Origin of the sequence: Streptomyces sp. NPDC050732 (assembly GCF_040654255.1) — a bacterium.
Classification (GTDB): Bacteria; Actinomycetota; Actinomycetes; order Streptomycetales; family Streptomycetaceae; genus Streptomyces.
Genome location: NZ_JBFAHP010000008.1, coordinates 165,369 through 186,113, shown reverse-complemented (window position 1 = coordinate 186,113; position 20,745 = coordinate 165,369). Strand labels below are relative to the sequence as shown.

19 protein-coding genes and 3 pseudogenes are annotated in these 20,745 nt (G+C 70.5%); 12 read left to right on the top strand and 10 right to left on the bottom strand.

Features of this window, described 5'->3' with window-relative positions:
- Window positions 1-163: 163 nt before the first annotated feature.
- The 3 genes and pseudogenes from AB0H82_RS09990 to AB0H82_RS09980 all read right to left on the bottom strand — a co-directional run.
- Window positions 164-490: pseudogene (locus AB0H82_RS09990) on the bottom strand (DUF664 domain-containing protein); the annotation flags it as partial.
- Between the two features lie 132 nt (window positions 491-622).
- Window positions 623-961, bottom strand: a complete 339-nt coding sequence (locus tag AB0H82_RS09985; protein WP_362990726.1) for an STAS domain-containing protein — start codon at window positions 959-961, stop codon at window positions 623-625.
- Window positions 962-978: 17 nt separating this feature from the next.
- A complete protein-coding gene (locus AB0H82_RS09980) occupies window positions 979-1,170 on the bottom strand; it encodes a hypothetical protein (RefSeq protein ID WP_362990724.1) in 192 nt (63 codons plus the stop codon).
- Between the two features lie 269 nt (window positions 1,171-1,439).
- On the opposite strand from AB0H82_RS09980, the pseudogene AB0H82_RS09975 reads away from it, so the two are divergent.
- Window positions 1,440-1,757: pseudogene (locus tag AB0H82_RS09975) on the top strand (NUDIX domain-containing protein); the annotation flags it as partial.
- Window positions 1,758-2,110: 353 nt separating this feature from the next.
- Here AB0H82_RS09975 and AB0H82_RS09970 read toward each other — a convergent pair.
- Window positions 2,111-2,668 (bottom strand): TetR family transcriptional regulator C-terminal domain-containing protein, encoded by a 558-nt coding sequence (locus AB0H82_RS09970; protein WP_362990722.1) that lies wholly within the window; start codon window positions 2,666-2,668, stop codon window positions 2,111-2,113.
- A gap of 73 nt (window positions 2,669-2,741) precedes the next feature.
- Between AB0H82_RS09970 and AB0H82_RS09965 the strand changes: the two genes are divergently transcribed.
- Both AB0H82_RS09965 and AB0H82_RS09960 read left to right on the top strand, forming a co-directional pair.
- The gene (locus AB0H82_RS09965) at window positions 2,742-3,902 is read left to right on the top strand and encodes an FAD-dependent monooxygenase (protein WP_362990720.1); all 1,161 of its coding nucleotides are present in this window, start codon (window positions 2,742-2,744) and stop codon (window positions 3,900-3,902) included.
- Window positions 3,903-4,061: 159 nt separating this feature from the next.
- The gene (locus AB0H82_RS09960) at window positions 4,062-4,832 is read left to right on the top strand and encodes an MBL fold metallo-hydrolase (RefSeq protein WP_362990801.1); all 771 of its coding nucleotides are present in this window, start codon (window positions 4,062-4,064) and stop codon (window positions 4,830-4,832) included.
- A gap of 86 nt (window positions 4,833-4,918) precedes the next feature.
- Here the strand turns inward: AB0H82_RS09960 and AB0H82_RS09955 are convergent, their stop codons facing one another.
- Window positions 4,919-5,131: a DUF4287 domain-containing protein gene (locus AB0H82_RS09955; RefSeq protein WP_362990718.1), complete on the bottom strand. Its 213-nt coding sequence runs from the start codon at window positions 5,129-5,131 to the stop codon at window positions 4,919-4,921.
- Between the two features lie 469 nt (window positions 5,132-5,600).
- On the opposite strand from AB0H82_RS09955, the gene AB0H82_RS09950 reads away from it, so the two are divergent.
- Complete coding sequence (locus tag AB0H82_RS09950; protein ID WP_362990716.1) at window positions 5,601-6,407, top strand: helix-turn-helix domain-containing protein; 807 nt, start codon at window positions 5,601-5,603, stop codon at window positions 6,405-6,407.
- Between the two features lie 180 nt (window positions 6,408-6,587).
- On the opposite strand, the gene AB0H82_RS09945 is transcribed toward AB0H82_RS09950, so the two are convergent.
- Window positions 6,588-6,956 carry a peptidase inhibitor family I36 protein gene (locus tag AB0H82_RS09945; protein ID WP_362990714.1) on the bottom strand — a complete coding sequence of 123 codons (369 nt, stop codon included), beginning with the start codon at window positions 6,954-6,956 and terminating at the stop codon, window positions 6,588-6,590.
- 342 nt (window positions 6,957-7,298) lie between these two features.
- On the opposite strand from AB0H82_RS09945, the gene AB0H82_RS09940 reads away from it, so the two are divergent.
- Genes AB0H82_RS09940 through AB0H82_RS09930 form a run of 3 tightly spaced genes read left to right on the top strand, consistent with a single transcriptional unit; the run spans window position 7,299 to window position 8,306 of the window.
- The gene (locus AB0H82_RS09940; RefSeq protein ID WP_362990712.1) at window positions 7,299-7,625 is read left to right on the top strand and encodes a PadR family transcriptional regulator; all 327 of its coding nucleotides are present in this window, start codon (window positions 7,299-7,301) and stop codon (window positions 7,623-7,625) included.
- Window positions 7,622-7,978 (top strand): DUF1048 domain-containing protein, encoded by a 357-nt coding sequence (locus tag AB0H82_RS09935; protein ID WP_362990710.1) that lies wholly within the window; start codon window positions 7,622-7,624, stop codon window positions 7,976-7,978. The genes AB0H82_RS09940 and AB0H82_RS09935 overlap by 4 nt, the downstream gene beginning before the upstream one ends.
- A gap of 1 nt (window position 7,979) precedes the next feature.
- A complete protein-coding gene (locus AB0H82_RS09930; RefSeq protein WP_362990708.1) occupies window positions 7,980-8,306 on the top strand; it encodes a DUF1048 domain-containing protein in 327 nt (108 codons plus the stop codon).
- On the opposite strand, the gene AB0H82_RS09925 is transcribed toward AB0H82_RS09930, so the two are convergent.
- The 3 genes and pseudogenes from AB0H82_RS09925 to AB0H82_RS09915 all read right to left on the bottom strand — a co-directional run bounded on the left by AB0H82_RS09925 (window position 8,275) and on the right by AB0H82_RS09915 (window position 11,889).
- A complete protein-coding gene (locus tag AB0H82_RS09925; RefSeq protein WP_362990706.1) occupies window positions 8,275-9,369 on the bottom strand; it encodes a polyprenyl synthetase family protein in 1,095 nt (364 codons plus the stop codon). The two genes, AB0H82_RS09930 and AB0H82_RS09925, sit on opposite strands and share 32 nt — an antisense overlap.
- 264 nt (window positions 9,370-9,633) lie before the next feature.
- Window positions 9,634-9,792: pseudogene (locus AB0H82_RS09920) on the bottom strand (VOC family protein); the annotation flags it as partial.
- A 3-nt stretch (window positions 9,793-9,795) separates the two neighbouring features.
- Window positions 9,796-11,889 carry a BTAD domain-containing putative transcriptional regulator gene (locus AB0H82_RS09915; protein ID WP_362990799.1) on the bottom strand — a complete coding sequence of 698 codons (2,094 nt, stop codon included), beginning with the start codon at window positions 11,887-11,889 and terminating at the stop codon, window positions 9,796-9,798.
- A gap of 172 nt (window positions 11,890-12,061) precedes the next feature.
- On the opposite strand from AB0H82_RS09915, the gene AB0H82_RS09910 reads away from it, so the two are divergent.
- The 3 genes from AB0H82_RS09910 to AB0H82_RS09900 all read left to right on the top strand — a co-directional run bounded on the left by AB0H82_RS09910 (window position 12,062) and on the right by AB0H82_RS09900 (window position 14,619).
- On the top strand, window positions 12,062-12,940 hold the full coding sequence (locus AB0H82_RS09910; protein ID WP_362990704.1) for an alpha/beta hydrolase: 879 nt from the start codon (window positions 12,062-12,064) through the stop codon (window positions 12,938-12,940).
- Between the two features lie 560 nt (window positions 12,941-13,500).
- Window positions 13,501-13,626, top strand: coding sequence for a hypothetical protein (locus AB0H82_RS09905; protein WP_362990702.1), 126 nt, complete (start codon window positions 13,501-13,503; stop codon window positions 13,624-13,626).
- 255 nt (window positions 13,627-13,881) lie between these two features.
- Window positions 13,882-14,619 carry a VOC family protein gene (locus AB0H82_RS09900; protein ID WP_362990700.1) on the top strand — a complete coding sequence of 246 codons (738 nt, stop codon included), beginning with the start codon at window positions 13,882-13,884 and terminating at the stop codon, window positions 14,617-14,619.
- A 448-nt stretch (window positions 14,620-15,067) separates the two neighbouring features.
- On the opposite strand, the gene AB0H82_RS09895 is transcribed toward AB0H82_RS09900, so the two are convergent.
- Window positions 15,068-16,420 carry a hypothetical protein gene (locus tag AB0H82_RS09895; protein WP_362990698.1) on the bottom strand — a complete coding sequence of 451 codons (1,353 nt, stop codon included), beginning with the start codon at window positions 16,418-16,420 and terminating at the stop codon, window positions 15,068-15,070.
- 493 nt (window positions 16,421-16,913) lie between these two features.
- On the opposite strand from AB0H82_RS09895, the gene AB0H82_RS09890 reads away from it, so the two are divergent.
- Window positions 16,914-17,810 carry an alpha/beta hydrolase gene (locus tag AB0H82_RS09890; RefSeq protein WP_362990696.1) on the top strand — a complete coding sequence of 299 codons (897 nt, stop codon included), beginning with the start codon at window positions 16,914-16,916 and terminating at the stop codon, window positions 17,808-17,810.
- A gap of 197 nt (window positions 17,811-18,007) precedes the next feature.
- Entirely contained in the window at window positions 18,008-20,698 is a 2,691-nt protein-coding gene (locus tag AB0H82_RS09885) for a LuxR C-terminal-related transcriptional regulator (protein WP_362990694.1), read from the top strand.
- The last annotated feature ends 47 nt before the right edge of the window (window positions 20,699-20,745 follow it).

The following is a 20,745-nucleotide window of genomic DNA, read 5'->3' as shown; positions in this document are numbered from 1 at the left end:
CCGCACGCCTACGACTCCGGCCCCGGCCCCGGCCCCGGCCCCGGCCCCAGGGTCGGCAGGCCCCCATAGTCAATTCACGGCCACGGCTGGTCTCAAGCGAGATTGCCGCTGCTGCTACCGCGCTGAACACGAACTGGCGTGCTCCGGAGCCGTCGATGAGCTATCGCACGATGTCGGCGTGGCCGGCGTGCCGCTGGGTTTCGGAGACCATGCGTACCAGGATGTGATGCAGTGTCACCTCTCGGCGTTCCTCCGGCCACCACGGGGACGTGACCGATCGCGTCGAGGGGCAGCGTCGCGATCGTACTGTTGGAGTGCTCCCACGCCTGGTGGTACAGCCCCACGATCTCTTCGCGCGACTCGCCCGCAGTGGCCCACATGTCCGCTTCGGGTTCCGCCTCCTCCGCATACCACCAGGGCGGCGGCTCTTCGCCGAAGAACGGCCGCCCGGATATCGAAGCAGGTCCGCTTTCGGGTTCGGTTCGACCATGCCGGGCAGTCTGCCACCCAGCACTGACAACCACCGCCGCGTCACGCGCCCTGCACGGTCGCGAGGGGCGGCGGAGGCCGCCGGCACGACGTCTCGCTGCGACATCTACCGCCCTGGGCAGCGCGATGCTGGTCAGGCCGGGCGCAGGGGCAGCCGGTCCTGGAGACCTGCCCGGATGATGGCGGTGCGGGCAACGGACGCGGCCTCGATGCCGACCCCGGTGCCGACCGCGTCCAGCGCCTGGCAGATGCCCAGCAGGGTGAACGCGCCGGCGTTGTCGCAGTAGGTGAGGTCGGACAGGTCCAACATCAGACGACGCTGCTCCTCGGGGCGCGCCGCGACCTGCACGATCGCTTCGCGCAGCAGGATCGCGGTGTCGAAGTCCAGCTCGCCGGCCAGGCATACCAGCACCACCGACCGGCCCGCCGGAACGTGGCGGATCACCAGGCGGGGTCCGGCATCCTTGTCCATGGAAGGCTGCTTTCCTTTCAGCCCGCGGGCGGCGCGGAGTCCGAGAGCTGGGCGGCGAAGAGATCCCGCGGGGCGCGCACCGAGAGCCCGTCGACAGCGGGATGCCTGAGCGGTCCCTCCAGGTGAAACGTACTCGGATCGCGCGCGACGGCCGGCAGTGCCCGCGCGAGGTTCGACAGGAAGGTCCGTGCCTCCGCCTCGCTATCCATGGCCTCAGCACCCTTCCGCCCATCGGCACCCTTGACGGACAACACCCGTCGGGCATTGCCGGAAACGCCTTTCGCCCATCCTCTCGTATTCCGGCTGGCTGGGAGGGCGGAGCCGCGACTTCCAATGGCGAGCACGGTCGCGGCGGCTACGGGCTGTGGCGGCGGCCGTGCGCCTGGAGCGCGGGGCGGGCGCAGAAATGCCAGGCAGTCGCTGATCACGGGCAGTCACTTCCGGACGGGTGTCAGTGGTGCCTGCGCTCGTGTGCGACGTGGATGAACTCGTGGAACGTGTTGACGCTCAGGACCGTGTGCTGGGGGCAGTCAGTCGGCGGGACGCCGTTCGGGAGGGCTGGCTGCACCGGGTCGGCGTGGTGGTGTGCCGCGACCGACAGGGCCGTTTTCTCGTCCATCGGCGTGCCGAGCAGCTGTCCCGTTTCCCAGGGCACTACGAACTCGGGGTCGGGGGTGCTGCCGGAATCGGCGAGTCCCATGAGCAGGCAGCTGCCCGCGAGCTCAGCGAGGAGCTTGGGGTGCGAGCGACAACGTGCTTTCGTTTCAAGTTCCTCAACCGTGGCGGGCTCAGCCCCAAAGAGGTAACGACCTCGGAGGGAATGGGACGAGGGCGAGTTCGGTGCTCGTCCGGCGTCGCGTCGGGTGGGTCGCTGCGCGGACCGGTCTGAGAGCAGGCCGGCGATCGCCAGGGGCATTTCGGCGTAAGCCTCGATCACGGTGTCCGGTGAAGCGTCGTAGAGGTGCCCACTGGTGCAGCTCGGCATTGGTGTGCTCGGCGCAGATCCGGGCCGAGGACCGGCGCCGACGCACTTCGTGCCAGGCCCGCTCGTCACCGTCGCCGTCACCGTCGCCGTCGCCCGCCTCGTCCTTCGGCTTCGAGTGGGATTCCACGCGGTCGCCCAACCCCGTGAACGCTCAAAGTCAGGGGCTAACGCATGGCAGCGGTCACGAGGCCTTCGAGAGCCTCGCGCGGCACTTCCCCTCCGGATACGAGCCGTTCGAAGACCAGGCCGTCGACGCACGTCAGCAGCGTCTGGGCGCGGTTCTCGACGTCCGTCACGCCGTGCCCCGCGAGGAACGAGCGAACGGCCTCGCGGCCGGCGTTCTCGCGGGGGACGAGGATTTCGCGTAGTTCCTGGTCTCGCACGCTCTCAAGGGTGCAGGCGTAGCGGGCGAGTGAGCGGCGGCGGCCCTCGCCGGTGAGCCGTTGATGGGTGAGCAGGGCGAGGCCGTTCACCAGTTCCTCGGCGGTGGGGAGGGGCAGGAGTTGCGCAGCCGTCGTGTGCAGTTCTGCCTGGTCGAGTTCGACGAGGCGTGTGACGAGGCCGGTGAGCAGTGCTGCGCGGGTGCGGAAGTACGCCGATGTGGTGCCGGGCGGCATGTCCGCCCGGCGGTCCACTGCGCGGTGGGTCAGGCCGCGCATCCCTTCGTCGGCGAGTACGTCGAGAGCCGTGTCTGCGAGGAGGGTGCGCCGGTCAGTAGCCATATTGCCTTTCTACACCTGTAGAGGTTCAGGTAAGGTCATTTTTCTACAGGTGTAGAAGACGTGGGGGCTCGTTATGGGTAGCACAGCTGTGGTCGTCGGAGGGGGCATCGGCGGGCTGGCCGCCGCGATCGGACTGCGCCGCATCGGCTGGGAAGTGACGGTCGTCGAGCGCGCATCCGTACTCGACGACGCGGGAGCGGGTATCTCCCTGGCCGCCAACAGCCTCCGGGCGCTGGACGAACTCGGCGTGGGCAAGGCGGTGCGAGAAGCGTCGCGAGGCCAGTACAGCGGCGGCACCCGCACGCCGGAGGGCGGCTGGCTGGCCCGGATGGACGGCGCGGCACTGGAAAAGGCGGTCGGCACACCCATCATGGGCATACCCCGCGCCACCTTGCACCGGCTGCTCCGCGAGGCCCTGCCCGCTGAGACACTGCTGATCGGGGCCGAGGCCGGCCCGGTTCAACAGGTCCGGGCCGGGACGGTTCGAGTCGATTGCGGTGACAGGAGGACCCTGGACGCCGACTTGGTGGTCGCGGCCGACGGCATCGGCAGCAAGCTCCGCCACCGTCTCTTCCCGTCCCATCCCGGCCCGGTCTACAGCGGCTCAACCGTGCTGCGCGCCATCACCGAGCACCCTGTCGCACTGGACACCGACTTCGAGCTGACGTGGGGGCGCGGCGCCGAGTTCGGGCACATCGCCTTCCCCGACGGGCGCGCCGAGTGGCACGCGGTCCTCACCCTTTCGTCAGGGACGCGGTTCGCCGACCCCCTGGCCGAACTGCGCCGACGCTTCCGCGCATGGCACGACCCGATCCCCGCCCTGCTCGACGCGACCCACACCGGTGCCGTGCTGCACCACGACGTCAACGAGTTGCGTACCCCTCTCCCGACGTACACGGTCGGCCGGATCGCGTTGCTCGGCGACGCGGCCCACGCGATGACTCCAAACCTCGGCCAGGGCGCTTGCCAGGCGCTGGAGGACGCGGTCACCCTGGCCGCCGCGCTCGCTGCGGAGCCCACCACGGAAGCCGCGCTCGCCAGGTACGACGCCGAGCGTCGACCACGCAGTCAAGCCGTCGCGCACGCCGCTCGGCAGGCCGGGCGGATGGGCCATCAGCTTTCCCGCCCGCTGCCCGTCGCCCTGCGCAACACGGCGATGCGGCTGACACCCTCCCGCGCCGCCCTGCGCATGATCCTCCGACACCACAACTGGGCTCCGCCCCGCCTGAGTTGATCAGCCCCGGAGTTCGGTAGTGAAGCCCTGGCCGGATGATTTCTCCATCGTCCAGCTGCTCCGCGTGCGCTCACCCGGCGATTCCCTCGTCGCCGCGGGCCCCCACGCGCTGCGCCTGCCACCGAGCACCAGGATGTGGACGTGTTCTACGCTCTCGGGATGAGCGGCGAGCCTCTTCACCTCACGGTCCTGGGCAGCGCTACGCCTTACCCGGGCGTGGACAATCCGTGCTCCGGCTACCTGGTGTCGAGCGGGGACACCCATATCTGGATGGACGCGGGCAGCGGGACGCTCGGCCCGCTCCAGCGTCACGTACGGCTGGACGAACTCGACGCGATCTGGATCTCGCATCTGCACGCCGATCACAGCGCGGACCTGCTCACCGCGTACTACGGCGCCCTGTACGCGGACATCAATCTCGCGGCTCCGATCCCTCTCTACGGCCCGCCGGGCATCGCCGACCGGCTGGCCGACTTCCTCACCAACACTGGTGCTCGTAGCCCGGTCGAAGCCGCCTTTGCGGTAAGCGAGTTGCACGACGGGCATCAGGCGGCCGTCGGCTCGCTCCGACTGACCAGCCGGGCGGTGCCGCACGGCATGCCGGCCTTCGCCGTACGCATCGAGACGGCGGGCACGTCGCTGGTGTACTCCGGGGACACAGCACCGTGCCCGAGCCTCACGGAGCTGGCCGAGGGATGTGACGTGCTGTTGTGCGAAGCCGAGAGCGCACAGGAACCGGTCGAGGGCGAGAAGGTGCACCACACGCCCGAGGATGCCGGTGACACAGCCGGCGCGGCCGGAGCGGGCCGACTGATCGTCACGCATGTCGGCCGTTTCCTCACGCCGCAGCAAGCGGTGGCACGTGCCTCGGCGCGGTTCGACGGTCCCGTCGAACACGCTGCCCCCAATGCCCTCTTCTCAATCGGCTAGGCCGGTGCGGACCGTTGAACCACGGGCCGCAGTCCGCAGTCCGCAGTCCGCAGTCCGCAGTCCGCAGCATCGCACGTCGTGGCCGACTACTTGCCGGCATCCTCGGCGAGGGTGTGAGCGACGAGGGCGTTGGCGTGACCGTGACCAAAACCGTGCTCGGACTTGAGCCAGTTGACCAGTTCCATGTGTTTGCCGAGCGGACTGGTGCGGATCAGTTCCTTCCACTCGGCGATCGGGCGGCCGTACTTCTTCTCGATGGAGGGGAAGTAGCTGGCAGGACCCTTTGTTGCGGTGGCCATCAGTTTCTCGTTCCTTGTTCAGGTCTGGATGGTTGGGCGGTTGGATGGTCGGTCGGCTGATTGTAGGTAGCCGGTGCTGTCACTCATACGACCGGCGGAGACCAGCGAAGTCATCGCCGTGAGCCATGTGATCCAGGTCATGTCGCCATGGGCGCCTCTGCCCAAGTCCTCACTGGGGACTTGGAGTGGCCGAGTCGGGCATGCTGTGGGTGCACTCGCACGCTGCATTTCGACACTTCGACACTTCGATACTTCGACAGCAGGGGGCCGCTCGGTGTTACGCGTTCACTTCACGGCGGAAGACCTCGCCCGGACGCGGGTGGCCGCAACGATCGGCGTCGCTGCGGAGGTCTACTACAGCCTGGAACTGCTGAGGGAGAAACGGCAGCTTCCCAACTTCCGCTCATGGCGGTCCGCGGTCGCCGGTCGGATGGGAGCGGAAACGCGCCCGCTGACGTCCCTGGTTCCCGTGCGCGGTCCGGGACTTGATCTGCTGGCCCTGATGGGTGACGTGCCCTCACTGGACCACGCCGTGGACAACCTCCTCCACGCCCCTACGTCCCGACTGCGACGCGAGTTCGGGAGTCTCGACTTCCATCCCGGACATCTGCCGTGGGCGAGGCGGGTCTCCGAGGGCGACCGCGACGCGCTGCGGGAACTCGCCGAGGCGGTGCGCGCCTGCCACCGGCTGACCGTGGAGCCGTACTGGCATCGAGGGCGCTCGGAACTGGTCGCGCTGACCACCCGTTGCGCGAACCTGATGTTGGAGGGAGGCATCGATCTGCTGCTGCGTTCGGTCTGCGCACCGCTGGTGCGCTGGCGTCCGCCGGTGCTCGAAGCTCCCTACCCGCGCCAAGTCGAGGTGCGCCTCCAGGGAAGGGGGCTGATCATCACGCCCACGATCTTCGCGAAGCACCCGGTGAGCTTTCTGTGGGACCCGCTCGATACCGCCCAGCCGCCCCGGCTGACCGTGCCGGCTCTCCGTCGGCCGCTGATCGGCGCCGGACCGGCAGAGGCGGACGGCTCCGTCGCACGGAACCTGGAGTCGCTGCTCGGCCGCACACGAGCTGCCGCCCTCCTGGCAACAGCGGAAGGCTGCACGACGAGCGAACTGGCCCGTCGCCTCAACGTCACGGCCGCCGCGGCCAGTCAGCACGCGACAGTGCTGCGGAACACGGACCTCATCACCACCAGCCGCCGAGGCGGCTCCGTGCTGCACCTCATCACTCCGCTCGGGCTGGCCCTGCTCCGGAACGGCACCCTGACGGAATCGTGAGATCCGTGGGGGCGCCGCGGTGTCGGACGGGGAACCGCCCGGTCGGGACGGCGACCGGGGGCCGTGCTCGCCCGACAGGGCCTCCTGGCGCTGCTCGGTCGGTTTCGCATCCCTGAGCCACCAGAAGGCCCTGCCCTTATGCGCGCACAGCCGAGTCACCCGGCCGGGCGGAGGTGACGATCACGGACACGGGCCGGGCCGCGCGGAGCTGATCTGGTCATTCATGTTGTATTGGGTGACGTTTCCCGTGTAGGTGGCGGAGACGGGCAGGCATCGCCCCGTGAAGTTGGGCCCCGTATAGACGGACCAGAGCCGGCCATTGCGGTTACGCAGGGACGACGTGATGTTGTCGAAGTCCAAGGGGAGAGTTCTGCGTTCCCCTTGCAGGCCTATGACACGCCCCTGACCGTTGATGTGCTCGAACAGGCAGAAGTTGGGGCTGGCGCACCGGTCGTAACCGGTCGCGTCACCCGTTGCCGGTGCTGCTGCCGCGGGCACGGTCAGGGCCGCGAGAATGAGTCCCGCTGCCATTGCCGTGCTGGTGGTCATCGTCCGTAACTTCGATCCGGGCATGTGTACTCCCCTTCAGTCGATGTGCGTTCGGTGGCGGCGGGCGCCGCAAGGGCAAGTGGTCGCAGTCCCCCGTCACCCACTCTTCGCAACGCCTCGTACAGGCCATGTGCGAGCCATTGGCTTCGCTCCCGCACCGCTTCGCATCCTGGGCGAGCCGGCCACCCACGGTCCACCTCTTAAGCCACGGCTTAAAGGGGCAGGGTTCGTGGCGGCAGGCGCAGGCGGCGATCAGGTGCGTACCCTCCGGGGCTACTCGGTGTTACTGTGTACCAGTACTCGGTACTACGAAGTACCGGTGAGGGCCGAGGAGGTCTCGCTTTGGACGACCTGACGGAGATGCTGAAAGGCACGCTCGAAGGATGCGTGCTCGAAATCATCGGCAGCGAGGAGACCTACGGGTATGCCATCACCCGCCGGCTGAACGAGCTCGGCTTCGCCGATGTCGTCGAAGGGACGGTGTACACCATCCTGCTGCGACTGGAGAGGAACAAACTCGTCCAGGTGACGAAACGCCCCTCCGGAGTCGGTCCGCCGCGCAAGTTCTACGCACTCAACGACGCCGGCCGTGAAGAACTCGCGAAGTTCTGGGCGAAATGGCAGTACGTGTCATCGCGTATCAACAAGCTCAAGGAGGGCGGGAAATGAACTTCTGGGAGACCGTCACAGGCAGCGATCTCACCAGGGACTGGAAGGCGTTCGAGGCCCGGGCCGCGGCCCTGCCGGACGACCACCGGGCCGCGTGGGAACAGATAAAGGCCCACCTCTTTCCCCACGGGGACTTCACCGGCCGCAACCTGATGCCGATCCTCGACGCCGCCCTCGGACTGCTCGAAGAAACAGCGGCGGACGGACAGAGCTCCCACGAGGTGCTCGGCGACGACATCCGAGGCTTCTGCACGGCTCTGGCCGGTGGAGAAGGCGCTCGTACCTACCGCGACCGGTGGCGCGAGCAGTTGAACAAGTACGTCGCGAGGAAACTGAACCGGCTGGGAGGCTGACGTGGGTATCCAGGACATCATCGAGGGCAAGAAGCAGTGGCGGGCGCATGTGGCCCGGGTCAAGGCGCTGCCTCCGGACTACCGGATCGTCTATACGGAGATGCAGAAGTACCTGTTCAAGGTCGGGCCGGTCGATCTGCCCGACGGCCCCCTGCTTCCCGGCATCGTCGACTTCTTCGAGGAGGGCGCCGCCTCGGGCAAGGGAGTCCTGCAACTCATCGGCACCGACGTCGCCGCGTTCTGCGACGACCTGATCAAGGACTCACGCACGTACGCGGACGTCTACCAGGAGTCCATCAGCAAGGGCTCCGGCACAGCCGACAAGTAGGCGCGCACGCGCGGGCGGACCCATTTGGCGTTCCGGTGGGCAGAAAGTGGGTCTCCGCCTCGACGCGTGTCCGTAGGGCGGAGCCGAAGGAGGAGGTCGGCGCGAGGTGGTCGAGCAGCGCGTGGGCCTCTTCGCGTAGCGCTGCGACCTGTGCGTGGTAGCGGCGCAGTACCTCCGGGGTGCTCATCAGGGTGCGCAGTTGTTTCCTGACGGCTTCCGAGGAGGGAGCTTCCCGCAGGAGAGCCAGGGCTTGTTGTCGGCTCCGGCCGGACAGGGAATGAAGCAGGTGGACGAGCCGGTAGGTGGGCGTCCGGTTGCGCAGGTCTTCGCCGGGACCATCGCGCAGATCGTCCTCGTCGTTGCGCAATTGCGCCAGCACGCCCAGGACTTGACCGAATCGATGCCACTGGGCGATGTGCTCGGTGGCTCCGGCGGTCGGAGGTGCGGCGCGGGTGGCGAGTCGGGCGGCCATGGAGCAGGCCATGGCGTAAGTGGCCCCGCTCTTGTCACGGTAGACGGCGAGAACGTCCCGAGGAGTGATCTGTTCGGGCTTGTTGAGGAGATCTCCCAGCTGGCCGTTGGTGGCGACGGTCCAGGCTTCGAGGTAGGTCCTGGTCAGGTCGTCGCGGATGTGTTCGGGCGCGTCCACAGTGGCCAAGGCGCGTAGGGGCAGGGCGTATCCGCACTCCAGCGCCGCGGTGAGGGCGGCGCCGCGGGAGAGCCCGTACAGGTGGGATCCGGCGTCCCCGTCGACGAAGTCGTCGAAGGTGTTGGCGGCACGCCACCACAGGGCGTGGGCGGCGGCGACCGGGACGGCCGGGGCGAGGTCGCCGGTCATGGCCGCGTGCACCAGGAACGGCAGGGCGCTTTCCTGGGGGTCCGACCTCCCATGGGTGATGAGCCGGCTGAGGGAGTCCTTCAGATTCGATTGCTGGGGAGGGTAGGCGTTCAGGAGTTCGGCGAGGTACTGGTGTACGTACGGGAGAGTACGGGTCAGGGCAGCTTCCGCGGGGGCGGGCGAGGAAGCGGGCGATACCGATGGGGGCGGCACAGGTGTCTCCATGGGGAGGTGGTGGACGACTTTCGGAGCGCCGCCTTCCAGCAGCCAGCTGTTGGAAGGGTGCGCGTGACCCCGATACTTCGGGTCTGTGCGAAGGTGCCCCCGCCGCCCGCGGACACGTCCTCATTCACCCGCTTGCTCCACATTCAGGCCCCCGTCCGGCGTTCCGCCTGTTCATCACCGGCATCGCTGGCCCGCATGCCGCTGCTCCTGGGACAGCCGACCGTCGTCGTGACGAAGCGATCGTGACGGAGTGAACTCGTGGTGCGGCGCCAGGGTGCGGAGGACGTCGAACTCGTTGCCCTCGGGGTAGGCCATGACCACCCGGTTCCGGCCCGGCCCCTGGCCCACATCCGTCGTGGTGGCGCCGAGCCCGGGCAACCTGGTCACCTCGTGCTCTGTGCAGCCGTCGATCGGGCTGACGTCACCTCAGCCCAGTGCGTCCAACGCATCCGTGATGCGAGTGAGCCAGCGGTCGACGGGGCCCGTGGTGAGTACTCCGCTCCCCGCGCCGGCCAACTGACCGGCGGCGGGCAGCAGGCGTGACCGGACCCTCGCGAGTGCCGTCCGGTCGTCCGAACGCAGGGCCGCCTCCGCCTCCAGGCAGCACAGCGCCTCGTACAGCAGGTCCGGGGGTGGTTCGGGGAGCGCGCGCAGTGCCGCGCGAGCTTGGGCGTGGTGGCCGGTCTCCGCGAGGGCGAGTGCCTCGGCCCAGGGGCGGTGGGGGCCCCAGTCGGCCGTCAGGTCGACGCGGGGCGGCAGCCGGTGCGCCAGGCGCAGGGATACGAGGGCCAGTTGCAAGAGCCCTGTGCGCATGCCCGGCATGCCCGCTCCGTCCAGGGTCGCGGCCGCGGTGCGAAAGGCGGACTCGGCCCCGGGCACGTCGCCTGATGCGGCGAGGCGCAGGGCGTCGTACCACTGGGTGAAGATGCCCACCAGCGGCAGTTCGTGACGTTGTGAAAGCCGGGTCGCCGCGGCGGCGTGCTCGTCGGCGGCCGGGAAGTCGCCGAGTGCGGCGCAGGCCTGCAGGCGGATGAGGTGGCCGAGCACTTCGAAGGTGAACAGGCCGTGTCTGGCGGCGAGTTCGACGAGCTCGGCGCCGATCTCGTCGCGCCGCGGGGCGAGGCCGGCGCGGGTGAAGGACTGCATGAACGTGCCGTTGAGCGCGAAGGCGAGGAGCGCCGGGTCGTCCAGGCGTCGCGCGAGCCGCTCCGCCTCGCGCGCGGCGTCGGGTCCGCGCGGCGTCCTGGCGCCGCGCGTCTCCACCGCGATGGTGGCGAGCAGGCGGCACCGCGTCGCCTCCGGGGCGTCCTCCGGCAGTCTCGCGAAGGTTCGTTCGGCGGCCTCGACGATCTGCCGGGCGAGCTCCGGGTCGTCGCCGCGCGTCCAGATCGCGGGTACGTCGAAGGCGCCGATCACGCGGGCCGTCAGTTCCGGGTCGCCGTACTCCTCGGCCGCTTCGACCGCCGCCATGCGGTGCTTCCGGGCGGCCTCCAGGCCACCGGCGCCGGTCACGGCGAGGCTGCGGATGAGTCCGACCGTCGACTCCAGGCGGGCGCGGGCTCCGGCTTCGACAGTGCGGTCGTACGATGCGGCCGCCTCGCTCCAGAGCCGGGAGGCCGTCACCGACGGGCTGGAGGGATGGGTCGGATGGGAGGGATGGGAGGGATTGGGGTTGTCGGACGGGCCGGAGGGGCCGGACAGACTGGACGGACTGGAGGGGTCCAGGCTCGCGTCCTGCGCGAGGATGTCCGCCTCCAGGCGGCGCAGGCCCGGCCCCGGATCGAGTCCCAGCTCCTCCGCCAGGGTGGCGCGTGCCCTCCGCAGTGTCGCGAGGGCGTCGCCCTGGCGGCCCGTTCGGTACAGCGCGAGGATCAGCAGCTGCCAGGCGTCCTCGCGCCACGGGTGGCGGGCCACGTGTGCGTCGAGGTCGGGTACGGCTTCGGCGGCGCGGCCGAGGCCGAGCACCGCCTCGGCACGCCGCTCGACGGCCAGTGCGCGCAGCTCGGCGAGCCGCGAGCGTTCCGTGCGCGCCCACTCCTCGCCGGCGAACTCGGCATAGGCCGGGCCCCGCCACAGCGCCAGTGCCTCGTCGAGGCGGGGCAGCGCGTCCCGCGGCGGAAGCTCTCGGGCCTGGGCCACGGCCGCCTCGAAGCGCCAGGCGTCCACGGCGTCCGGCTCGGCCCGCAGCGCGTAGCCGGGGCCCTCGGTCACGAGCAGCCGGGCGGGGGCTCTGCGCGGGCGGTCGGGTTCCAGGGCCTTGCGCAGGGCGCCGACGAAGGTCCGTACCGTTCCGAGAGCACGTTCCGGCGGGTCCTCCCACAGGTCGTCGATGAGGCGTGTGACGGGTACGACGTGGCGGCGGGCGACGATCAGGCGGGCCAGGACGGCTCGCTGGCGGGGCCCGCGCAGGGCGAGGGGTCCGTCGGCGTCCCAGGCACCCACGGGGCCGAGCACTCCGAACACGACTTGTGCCGCCCCCGCCCCACTCCTGGCCCCCGTCTCTGTCCCCGTCCCCGTCATGCCCGACACGTGCGGACCACCGTGCTCTCTCTTACAGATCTCTTGCGGAGCTCTTGCTGATCACTTGCTGATTCGCCGGCGGCAAGCTGAAGGCGTCCGCCGCCCGGCGGGCCCGACCCACCCTCGCGGCGGCCCACCGCCCGCCCCATCTTCCCCTCTCGGAGAGCACACCATGACACCGACCGTCCCCGGCTTCGATCATCACCACGTCACCGTCGCGGACGGCGTACGCCTCCACGTCGCCGTCGGCGGCTCCGGCAGCCCCGTCGTACTGCTGCACGGTTTCCCGCAGACGCACCTCATGTGGCGGCACGTCGCGGCCGACCTCGCGGCGCGACACACCGTGATCTGCCCTGACCTGCGCGGGTACGGCGCCAGCGACAAGCCCGTCGACGTCGACGGCTCGACGTACGCCAAGCGCACGATGGCGGCCGACGTCGTCGCGCTCGCCCGTGCCCTCGGCCACGACCGGTTCGCCCTGGCCGGGCACGACCGCGGTGCCCTGGTCGCCGTGCGCACCGCGCTCGACCACCCGGAGGCGGTCACGCACCTCTTGTCCCTCGATGTACTGCCGACCCTCGACATGTGGGACGTCATGCACGGCACGACCGCCGCCGTGGGCTTCCACCTGTACCTGATGGCGCAGCCGCCCGGGCTGCCCGAGCAGTTGATCGGGGCTGCCCCGGACGCGTTCTTCGGCCACTTCCTCGACCTCTGGACGCGCGACGCCGCGGCGATCCCCGCCGACGTACGCGCCGCCTACCTCAAGGCGTCCCGCGAAGCCGTGCCGTCCATCGTCGCCGACTACCGTGCCTCCGCCCACATCGACGTCGAGCACGACCGGGCGGACCGGGATGCGGGCAACCGTCTCACCATGCCGGTGTCCGTGCTCCAGCAGGACTGGGGGTCGGCCCTCGGCTTCGACGCAGCCTCCCTGTGGCGCGCCTGGGCGCCCGACCTCGACCACCGGACGGTCTCCTGCGGCCACTTCATGGCGGAGGAGGATCCGGCGATGGTCAGCGGTGCTGTGCGTGATCTGCTCACCCGGTGAGTGAGCCCCCGTGCCCGGGGGCGCGAGGCCGGTCCGGGCAGCACCCCGGCCAGGTCTTCCAGCCCTCGGACGGGATCCCCAGTCCGGGTCATGCGACGGCATAGGGCCGGTCCGTCGAGGAGCGATTCTTCGCAGGGCTTCATCCGGGCCCCCGGGGGCACACGGGCCTACATGACCCGGGACGGGAAGGGCTTCGGCGAGCTCGGACCATCTCTTGCCAAAGGTGCGTCAGGTCCGTCGATGCCCTTTTGGCTACTGATCGTCGCGCTGGTGGTTCTGGTCGCACTCGCGATCTACGGGATCTCGCGAAAGCGCAGAGGGCGATAGCGGCAGGGAAGGCGTGATCAGTTGGAGCCTGAGTACTGAGATCCTCGCGCGGCGGGTTCACCATCAAGTTGCACTTGATTGTCGAGCAGGCCAGGAGGCTCTATCGATCATGGTGACGGCAAGCCGGCGGCGAAGAATAGGTCGTCCACGAACTGGCCCTAATCACGGGCTTCGACCGGAGACCCGGGGGCACTCCCAACGCCAGCGCCCCTCGTACACCCCAGGAGGAAGCAATGGTCGAAACAATCGCTGCGGGCCGCTGGTATCCCGATGGGGCGGGCGGCCTTGCCATCTTCATCATCGCCATTACGGTACTTGTTGCCATGGTGCTCTATGGTCGCTCAAAGAAGAAACGTTAAAGGAACTCGGGATCCGGCTTCCCCGTATGGGCCCAGGTTCTCATCGTTGTCCTGGTCGTGATTCTTGGAGTCGTCATGGCGACAAAACGGATGCGACAACGTAGGAAAGTGAGAGTCGGGCCTGAGGTCGCTCGACCAGGAAAGGTCTGGTCCCGGGCGGGTGGTTGCGGCGCCTTCGCCGGCTTGGCCGATGAGCCCCATGCAGTAGGTTCTGCCAGATCGATCATGCCGGCGGCAGGTTTTAGGATCTGCAGCATGGCGACAAGACTCGTGCAGATCAATATGAAGGCCCAGGACGACTCCGTGCTCGGCCGGTTCTGGGCGGAGGCGCTCGGGTGGGGTGTCGACAGCGAGGGACCCGGCGTCACCAACCTCGAACCTGTGGGTTTCGCCTACCCCGACCCCGTGGCCGTCTGCATCGACATCGTCGCCCGCCCGGAACCCAAGACGGTGAAGAACCGGGTGCACCTTGATCTGGCCACCACCTCGACCGCTCACCAGAGGGAGTTGGTCGAGCGCCTGAAAGATCTCGGCGCGACACTCGCCGATGTGGGGCAGGGCGATGTCCCCTGGACGGTCATGGCCGACCCGGAGGGCAACGAGTTCTGCGTTCTGGAGCCCCGCCCGGTCTACCAGGCCACCGGGCCGATCGCCGCGGTGGTGGTCGACTGCACCGATCCACGAGAAATGGCCCGGTTCTGGGGTGAGGCGATGGACTGGACGCTGCACGAGGTCAGCCAGGACCACGCGTCCATGCGATCCGCCAAAGGTGTCGGCCCTTACCTGGAGTTCCTCCGCACCCCCGACGCCAAGAGCGTGTGGAACCGCGTCCACCTCGACATCTGCCCCTACCCCGGTGACGACTTGGAAGCAGAAGAAGCCAGACTGCGCGCCTTGGGTGCCACCGACCCCGGTATCGACCAGTCCGCCATCTCCTGGACGGTACTGGCCGACCCGGAAGGCAATGAATTCTGCCTCCTCACTCCTCGCTGAATGCTGAGCAGCGGCTCCGACCGGTTTCGGGTCGGCGGCGAAGACCGCGTGGCGTCAAGGTCCATTCGTTGGGCACACCTTCGGATCCCCGGAAGCCGCAGTAGCGGTAGCGGGTGAAGATGCTCTTGTCATGCCATTCCGAGCGGAGACCCAGGGCCTCGGCAGCCGGCCGCGTGGGCTCAGCCGCCGCGGCGGCCTGCGTGGTGGTCCTCGACGCGGAAGTGCGGCACCACGACGCGCATCCTGGCCGACGCCGGCGCCCAGCGCATCGTGGCCGACACGGACGTGACGAACCGTCCGGTTACCGCGACTTCGCCTCGCGAACGGTGCTCACCGCGTCCTCTCGGCCGTGAACGTCCCGCCACGCGGAGGACGCCCCCCCCCAGCGGGCGGGCCAGGTCGGTCCCCCTTCCACCGGTGTGACGCGAGCACGCTCCGTGCCGCCGCGTCAGCGCACGTGGTGCAGGAAGACGTCAGCCGTACCGTTGGTGTCGTCGGGGGCGAGGTTGCCGGCCGGGGAGTCGAACACCACCGCGCCGCCGTCATCGGTGACGCCGGTCCTGCGCCCCGGTGCGGTGTCCTCCGACACCGGTTCGCTCTCGCCGCTGACGAGGCGCACCTCCCCGGTCACCATGTCCCGCAGGAAGACGTCCGCGCTGCTGTCGCCGTCGTCAGGCGTGAGGTTGGAGGCGGCGGAGGTGAAGGCGGCGTAGCGTCCGTTCCGGCTCAGGGAGACGCCGTCGCTGTTGCCGTTGGCCGGGGTGCCGTCCTGGGCGGCGCTCACCAGCCGCATGCGCTTCGTCTCGCGGTCGTAGAGGAAGACGTTGTGCGGGCTGGTCGGGGCCGCGCCCTCGGGCCGGAGGACCCTGGAGGCCGACGTGAACGCGACGTGGCGGGCGTCGCCGCTCAGGGCGGCGCCCCAGGACGGCGTCTTGCGGTTGTAGGCGTGGGGGACGCTGATGAGTTCCGTCGTGCTCTTCTCGCGGTCGCGCAGGAAGATGTCCGTCGCGGAGGAGTGGTCCTCCACAGCGGCCAGGTTCGACGTGTTGGAGGTGAAGGCGAGGTACCGGCCGCCGGAGTCGCCCGCGAACGCCGGGCCGAACGCGTCGCCCTCGCCGTGCCGGCCCGCGTCGGTGAGCTGCGCCAGCTGCGTGGTCTTCTCCTTGCGGTCGTAGAGGAAAACGTCGTCCCGTTCGTTGGCGTCCCCCGGGACGAGGTCCTCGGCGCCCGACGCGTAGGCGATGTAGCGGCCGTCGCCGCTGACCGCGGGGTCGTACGTCAGGTGGGAGCGCAGCCCGTCGTAGGACGCGCCCGTGGGGCTGATGCGTTGGGTCCTGCCGGTGCTCCGGTCGTGCAGGAAGACGTCGTCGAGGTCGTTGGGGTCCCCTCGTACGAGATCGTCGGCCGTGGAGGTGAAGACCACGTACCGCCCGTCGGGACTGATCGAGACCTCCCGTACGACACCGTGGCTCGCCTTGCCGTTGCTCTTGACGCTGACGCGTTCCGTCGTGCCGGTGCGCAGGTCGCGGACGAAGGCGTCGGGGGTGCCGTTGGTGTCGTTCGCGACGAGGTTCCGGGAGGCCGAGACGAACGCGACGTAGCGGCCGTCGGCACTGACGGCGGGGTTCGTGGAGGCGGCGTTGCCCTGGGCACCTCCCGGTCCGACACTGATCCGCTCGGTGCGCGGCACGGAGGCCTCGGCGGCGGTCGCTCCCGCGGGTGAGAGCACGGTCATGACGCAGAGGGCGGCGAGCGTGGCGCCCGCGGCCCGCGTGGCCCTCACGCGCTGATGAGCAGTCATCGGTGCCTCCCGTGTGGCGTGGTCTCCGTGTGCCGTGGTCTCCCGCGGAGAGCTCTGCCTTCCTCTGCCGGTGCGGGCGGGCCGGCCGGGGAAGGCAGAGCGAACACCGTGCGACTCCGGGGGTCAACGTGCCGCGTGCCCTCCGCCGGTGTGGATGCGTCGGTTGCATCAGCCGGGCAGGGCGCTTCGGCGGACTTTCTGTGCCGTAGTCACGCGGAATGGGCAACCATCGCCGTATCCGCCGACCGTTCCCCTGTCGGCTGAGCCCTGTGGCCCACCGCCTGTGGCCCGTCGCTGTCGGATGCCAGATCTCGGCTGTCGGCTGTCGGCTGTCGCGGACCGTTCACCCCCACGACACCGGTGATTTCGCCGATGTCCGCACGCCGTCACCGGCGCCACGGTGAGACCCCCGACGAACACGGCGGCCTCACCGGGAGCCGGGACGCACCTCTCCCCTCCCGCCTGGTTCCGCCACGAACGAGAGGACCCCTCCGTGCAGCTGCACGTCTTCTCCCGCCCTGTCGTACGCGCCTGTCTGGCCGCGGCGGTCGCCACCGCCGGCCTCCTCGGCACCGGCCTCGCGCCCGGAGCCCAGGCCGCCGCCGAGAACCCCTACGAACGCGGCCCCGCACCGACCGTCTCCAGCATCGAGGCCACCCGCGGCCCCTACGCCGTCTCGCAGACCGACGTCTCCTCACTCGCCGTGTCCGGCTTCGGCGGCGGCACCGTCTACTACCCGACGTCCACCGCCGACGGCACGTTCGGCGCGGTCGTCATATCGCCGGGCTTCACCGCCTACCAGTCGAGCATCGCCTGGCTCGGACCGCGGCTCGCCTCGCAGGGCTTCGTGGTGTTCACGATCGACACCCTCACCACCCTCGACCAGCCCGACAGCCGGGGGCGGCAACTCCTCGCCGCACTCGACTATCTGACGAAGTCGAGCTCGGTGCGCGGCCGGGTCGACGCCTCCCGCCTCGGCGTGATGGGCCACTCGATGGGCGGTGGCGGCAGCCTGGAGGCGGCCAAGAGCCGTACGTCGCTGAAGGCGGCGATTCCGCTGACCGGCTGGAACGTCGACAAGACCTGGCCCGAGCTGCGCACCCCGACGCTGATCGTCGGTGCGGACGGCGACAGCGTGGCACCGGTCTCCAGCCACTCCGAGCCGTTCTACGAGTCGTTGCCGGGGTCCCTCGACAAGGCGTACCTGGAGCTCAACAACGCCAGTCACTTCACGCCGAACTCGTCCAACACGACGATCGCGAAGTACAGCATCTCCTGGCTGAAGCGGTTCATCGACAACGACACCCGCTACGAGCAGTTCCTCTGTCCGCTGCCGAGGCCGAGTCTCACGATCGAGGAGTACCGGGGCAACTGCCCGCACGGCGCGTAGTGCTGACGGGCCATCACCCCCTTGAGGCACCCTCCGTCGTCCGTCGCCCGGAAGCCCGGTGCGACGGACGGCGTGTGCGTCTTCCCGGCCTCCTCGATTGTGCCCGTGCACACCCGGACGCGGGTGTCGCTGGGGGCCGGCCCAGTGCGGCGGACGCAGGGCTTCCGGCGGGTGTTACGCGGAAGTAACGTGCGGGCGTGACCCTTTCCCCGTCCATACCCGGCCCCCTCACGGCCCCCGAGCTCCACGGGCGTGGCGCGGCGATCACAGCCGTGAAGTCCCTGGTGGAAGGCGTGCGGGCCGGTCGAGGCGGCGTGCTCGTGCTGACCTCGCCACCCGGCCTCGGCCGGACGGCGCTGGTGGAGTACGCACGGGCGATCTGCGGCTCGATGCCGTCGGTGCAGCTGACCGCAGCATCGGCCGCACCGAGGGCATCGGACGAGCGGGAGGGGCTGGTGCCTTTGGCCCCTGAGCCGGAGAGGCCACAGCTGGTCTGCGTCGACGACGCGCACAAGTGGGATCCCGCGTCCCGGGCCGCCCTCGCCACGGAGCTGCGCCGCCTCACCGCCGCGGCCCCCGTGGCCGTACTGCTCACTCTCGCTGAACACCCCAATGGGGCAGACGAGTTCGCGGGGCTGCCGACCCTGCGTCTCGGGCCGCTCGACGACGGCGCGGCCGCCGCCCTGCTCGACCGGCTCACCCAAAGCTCCGCCGACCCCGTCGTCGGCGCGTGGCTGATCCGCGAGGCCGTGGGCAACCCCCGCCTGCTCACCGCGCTCGTCGCGGCCCTCACCCCCGACCAGCTGGCCGGGCGCACCCCGCTGCCCGATCCCCTGCCCGGCGGAGAGGACCTCCTCGCCGACTACGCCGCCTCGGTCCGCGTCGACGAGCTGCCCGGCAGCGCCCGCGCCCTGCTGCTGCTCGCCGCGGCGGCCGGTGAGCACGAGGCCGACGGGGCGGGCGCGGAACTCGCCCTGGTGCTGCGGGCCGGCGGTACCGCCGTCGGGCTGGCGTCCGCCGAAGCCGCCGGGGCCGTCGTCGGAACGGGCGGTCGTATCCACTTCACCCACCCGTTGCTGCGCCGAGCCGTTCTGCGCCGAGCCCCCCTCGCGCGCCGAAGAGCCGCCCATGTCCGCCTGGCCGAATTCTGCCGCGACCGCTTCTCCCACCTGGTCCAGCTCGCCTGCGCGGTCGAAGGCCACGACGCGCGGCTCGCCGCATCCCTCGCCGCGGAGGCGACCGCGGACCGGCCGCACACCCAGCGATCCGCCGCCCTGGCCCGCGCCGCGGCACTCACCGCCGACGCGGAGTCCCGCACCGACCGGCTCGCCGAGGCCGCGGAAGCGGCCCGGCTGGCGGGGGATCCCGTGCGGGCCCGTGCCTTGCTGGCCCGCGTCGGGGCCGTCCCCGCCCATGGTGGCGTCCACCGGGTGCACGGACTGCTCGCCCTCGCCGACGGCCCCGCCGACGACGCCAGGGAGTCCCTGTTCACCGCCGCCGCGCTGCTCCCTCCCGAGCAGGCCCGGCACGCGCTGATCGGCGCGGCGGACGCGGCCTGGGCGATGGGCGATGCCGCCGCCTACCGGGAGGCCATGACGCGTTTGCCGTCCTGCGCCGACGACCCGGCCCTGGAGGCGTACCGCGTCGGAATGTGCGCGGTCCTGTCGGGCCGCATGGCAGAGGGCCACGCCGTCCTGCGCCGCTGCCTGGACGGGCTGCCCGGCCGGGGCGAACCGGCCGGACTGCTGCGCGCCGCTGTCGCCGCCCTGGTGGTCGGCGAGGTCGAGACCGCCTGCGAGGCCGGGACCAGGGCCCTCGCGGCCGTACGCGCCTACGGCCCCGAAGTCCTCCTGCCACGGGCCCTGGAGCGGCTGGCCTACGGAGAACTGCGCGCGGGCCGCCACACCCGCGCCCGGGCCCATGCCCTCGAAGGTCTCAGAGCCGCGCAGCGCCTCACGCAGCCCAATGTCGCGGTCTCCCTGCACGCCGTTCTCGCGCTCGCCGCGTCCGTGGAGGGCGACGCCGAAGCCTGTGCCGAGCACGCGGCCGCCGCTGCGGCGGGCGCGGGACCGCACGGACTCGCCCAGGCCGCCACCCTCTCCGTCTGGGCCGTCGCCCGCTCGGACCTCGCCGCGGGGCGCCCGGCCGACGCGGCGGCACGGCTCGCACCGCTGGTCGCCCCGGGGCCGCGCCGCGGCCACTTCGCCGTTCGGATGCTCGCTGTCCCCTGCTTCGTGGAAGCGGCCGTCCAGGCCGGCCGGACGTCGGAGGCCCGGCAGGCCACGGAGGAGTTCACGCGCTGGACGGAGGCCACGGCAGACCCGCTCGCCCCCGCTCAACTGGCGCGCTGCCAAGCCCTCTTGGCGCCGCCCCACCTGGCAGCCGCGGCGTACGAGCGCGCGCTCGCGCACCACGACCGCATGCCGGGTGAGTTCGAACGCGGCCTTACGCAGCTGCTGTACGGCCAGCACCTGCGCCGCAGACGCCGTACCCGCGAGGCGCGCGGCCCGCTCCGTGACGCGCTGGTCGCCTTCGAGCGGTGCGGGGCACGGGCCTGGGCCGACCGCAGCCGCGGTGAACTGCGCGCCGCGGGCGAGGCGGTGGGCGTGGCGGTCGCGGTGGCCGGAGAGCCGGGGCCACGGGGACCGCTGGACGCGCTGACTCCGCAGCAGCAGCGCATCGCGCGGCATGTGGCGGAGGGCGCCACCAACCGGGAGGTCGCGGTGCGTCTTTCGGTGAGCCACCGCACCGTCGACCACCACCTGCGCAATGTGTTCGCCGCCCTGGGTGTACGTTCCCGCGTCGAGCTGTCGCGCTTGCTCGCCGGAGGCGAAGGAGCACGGTCGGACCGGGGTGCCGCCACGCTCCGAACGTCACCGACCACGTAGCCGTGGGCCGTAGGCCGTAACTCGCTGCGGCACCGGCACCGGCTACA